This window comes from Rhizobium sp. BE258 (assembly GCF_031457345.1).
Classification (GTDB): Bacteria; Pseudomonadota; Alphaproteobacteria; order Rhizobiales; family Rhizobiaceae; genus Rhizobium.
On sequence record NZ_JAVDWL010000016.1, the window covers coordinates 1 to 1947 of the forward strand.

Here is a 1947-nt window from a genome sequence, read left to right on the forward strand (position 1 = left end):
GATACTGTTGAAAAACTATTGGTGGTGAGCATCTCATCTATCCCCTTAGAAATTAGCGTCCGTGACACGAACGCCCGCCGAGATATCGTAATGCCTTTCTAGGAGGCTAAATGTGTGTAACTCGGTTGTGGATGGCGAAACAATTTATAAGACGCCGCGCGAGTTGGCGACGCTTGTCGGAATGGATGGCCTCGTGTGGCGAGACAAAAATCCTTTTGTAAATTGGTCTGTTGGCAAAGATTGGCACGACCTCGACCTATGCCTTTGCGGCGTCGATATCTCGGCCTCTCTGGCGCGAGTAGGACTTCAGTGTGAACGGATGACAGCGGACCCGATGGAACTGAAGATTGTTCGGTGATGCCGGATGTAGCCGTATTGCCAAGGAATTCGCATTGCTTATGCAGGAAAGCCCTGATTCAATCGTCGTATTGATTTGCGGAGGATTGAGCGATGATGGGATGTCAGGCAGCTCCGGCGCAGCTCTTTTATGACTTCTGTATTGATGATCACGTCCCCGCCGAGCACCTGTTGCGGGGAATAGACCGTCATCTCGAACTCGATAGCGTTCGAGAGCAGTTGAAGCCTTTCTATAGCAGCACTGGCCGTCCCTCGGTCGATCCCGAACTGATGATCCGGATGCTGATTGTCGGCTACGCCATGGGCATTCGGTCGGAGCGGCGGCTGTGTGAAGAGGTCCATCTCAACCTTGCCTATCGCTGGTTCTGCCGCCTCGGACTGGACGGCAAGGTGCCTGATCACTCCAGCTTCTCGAAGAATCGCCATGGCCGGTTTCGGCAAAGCGATATCCTGCGACACATGTTCGAAACGGTGGTGGAGCGCTGTCTTGCGCAAGGGTTGGTCGGAGCAGAAGGTTTTGCCGTCGATGCCAGCCTTATTGCAGCGGATGCCAACAAGCAGCGTTCGGTACCAGGAGCTGAGTGGGAAGCAAAGGAAGGCGCTAGCCGCTCGGTACAAGAGTATCTGGCTGTTCTCGATGATGCCGCTTTCGGTGCTGCGTCGCCGGTGACACCAAAGTTTATCTCCCCGTCTGATCCTGCCGCCCAATGGACCGGTGCTCACAAAGGCCATGCCTTCTTCGCTTACGCCACCAATTATCTGATAGACACCGATCATGGTGTCATTGTCGATGTGGAGGCGACGCGTGCGATCCGCCAGGCAGAAGTCGGGGCATCCCGCACGATGCTCGAAAGGACCGAGAACCGCTTCGGCTTACGGCCGGACTATGTGGCTGCTGACAGTGCTTACGGTTCCGCCGACAACTTGGCATGGCTGGTCAAGGAGAAGAAGATCGCGCCGCACATTCCGGTCTTTGACAAGTCGAACCGGACAGACGGCACCTTCTCACGTTCGGACTTCACCTGGGAAGCCGAGAACGAGCGATACATCTGTCCGGCCGGGAACGAACTGAAGCAGTTCCACCGCACTTACAATACTCCAAGATCGGGGATCACGGCCGAAGGGACACGGATTTATCGTGCCAGCAAAAAGGACTGTGATGTCTGTGACCTGAAGCAGCGTTGTTGCCCGAACACGCCTATGCGCAAGGTGCCGCGCGATCTCCATGAGGATGCGCGCGATGTTGCCAGAGCGATTGCGGCCACACCAGAATATGAACTGTCGCGTCACCGCCGGAAGAAAGTCGAGATGCTATTCGCGCATCTCAAACGCATTCTACGGATGGCGCGTCTTCGGCTTCGGGGACCCTGTGGTGCGAGAGACGAATTCTTGCTTGCCGCAACCGCACAAAATCTAAGGAGGTTAGCTAAACTCAGGCCACAAACGACGTCATATGGCGTCATTGCCGCATGAGAGCGGCATGAATTGAGACCCTGCGCCGAGGCGCGGGGCAGAAACGCGTTGGTACTCCGCCCGGAAAATCAAAATGGGCGGATGAGCAGCTAATGCGGCGAGTTTTTCAACGATATC

At 55.5% G+C, this 1947-nt stretch carries 1 protein-coding gene; it reads left to right on the forward strand.

Annotated elements, in window-relative coordinates; genetic code table 11:
- Positions 1–450: 450 nt before the first annotated feature.
- Positions 451–1830: a transposase gene (locus tag J2X43_RS31000; protein WP_112390951.1), complete on the forward strand. Its 1380-nt coding sequence runs from the start codon at positions 451–453 to the stop codon at positions 1828–1830.
- Positions 1831–1947 lie beyond the last annotated feature (117 nt).

Coding starts and splice junctions, on each gene's coding strand:
- J2X43_RS31000 (WP_112390951.1), top strand. CDS start 451: ATGATGGGATGTCAGGCAGCTCCGGCGCAGCTCTTTTATGACTTCTGT.